General features: G+C 70.9%; 2 protein-coding genes. One reads left to right on the top strand and one right to left on the bottom strand.

Annotated features, from left to right (window positions below):
* A partial coding sequence (locus ACWCXX_RS41370; RefSeq protein WP_451136485.1) for a M23 family metallopeptidase occupies positions 1–491 on the bottom strand: 491 nt, incomplete at its 3' end.
* A gap of 182 nt (positions 492–673) precedes the next feature.
* Between ACWCXX_RS41370 and ACWCXX_RS41365 the strand changes: the two genes are divergently transcribed.
* Positions 674–1,425, top strand: a 752-nt coding sequence (locus ACWCXX_RS41365; protein ID WP_451136483.1) for a glycoside hydrolase family 25 protein, incomplete at its 3' end; no start/stop codon positions are given.

Below are 1,425 nucleotides of genomic sequence, written 5' to 3'. Positions count from 1 at the left end.
CCGCCACCGCCGCCCAGGTGGTCCAGCGGGTTGACCCGGGTGCCGCCCGGGGTGATCAGGTGCCAGTGCACGTGCGGCCCGGTGGAGCTTCCGGAGCCCGGGGCCCCGGCGGCGCCGCCGGAGTACCCGACGATGTCTCCCCGGCCGACCGAGGTGCCGTCGGACAGCCGGAACTCCGACAGGTGCATGTACTGCGTCCGGTACCCGTCGCTGTGGGTGATGGTCACCGTGTGCCCGCCGGTGCCGTTGTACGGGATGTTGGTGACGACGCCGGCACCCGCGGCCGGCAGGGCGGTGCCGACGCTCATTCCGTAGTCGATTCCGCCCAGGGAACCGCGGTTGACGTGCTCCCACCAGCCATCCGTCATCGGGTAGCCGCTGAACGGGTTGTAGATGTCCAGCGCCTGGGCCGGGCTTCCCGAGAACAGCACGCCGCCGGCGGCCAGGCCGAACGTGGCGACCGAGCCGCGCAGCAGCGTGCGCCGACTCATTCCGGTTTGTGACCGGTCCCTTTGGCCGTCATCTGATCCATGGCTTCTGCACACATCAACTCCCTTGATTTCATTGCGACTTGACCTGCCAGGGCGGAGCGGAGTCACGCTAACCTACGCGCATAGATTTTGATAGGAACATGGCATTCCGCTGTTGAGATCCCCGCCCCACCGGAGGAGACATGCGCAGGAGAACCCTGATCCGCGGCGCCCTGGCGACAGCCCTGGCCCCGGCCGGAATCGTCGCGGCCACCAGTGCCGCAGCCACCCCCCGCCCGGCCTCCGCCCGGGAGGCCGACCTGCTGGGCGTGGACGTCTCGAACTACCAGGCCGGCATCGACTACGCCCGAGCCGCGGCCGAGGGCCTGGACTTCGTCGTCGTCAAGGCCGGAGGGTGCCAGCTTTCCGAAGGTCCCTACACCTCGTCCTCCTACGCCGACCACGTCGACGGGGCCCGCGCCGCGGGCCTGCGGGTGGGGCACTACTTCCTGACGGGAGACTTCCTCGCCCCCGGCGCCGCCGCCGACTACTTCGTGGACCATCTGCACGACTATCGCGCCGGCGACGTGCTGGCGCTGGACGTCGAGGTGCTCGACGACTCCACCCGTCTGTGGGACGACGCCGACGTGTCCACCTGGTTCAACCGGGTGCGGGAGCGGGTCGGGACGTACGTGCCCTGGTTCTACATCAGCACGAGCGCGCTGCGCGCCGGCACCTGGGACCGCACCATCGCCGCCGGTGCCCACCTCTGGGCGGCCTCCTGGGGTGCCAACGACGGCACCTGGCCCGGACCGCCCGATCTCGGCGGCCGCTACCCCGACTGGGCCGCCCACCAGTACGCCTCCGTGGGTTCCGTGGGCGGCGTCTCGCCCGTCGATCTCGACCTCGCCCGCCCCTGGGCGTTCGACCCGACCGGCCCGACCGATCCGCCGCC

This window comes from Streptomyces sp. NPDC001732 (genome assembly GCF_053596315.1).
Note: the sequence above shows the minus strand (reverse complement) of the source record. Positions and strands in the feature narration are given on the sequence as shown.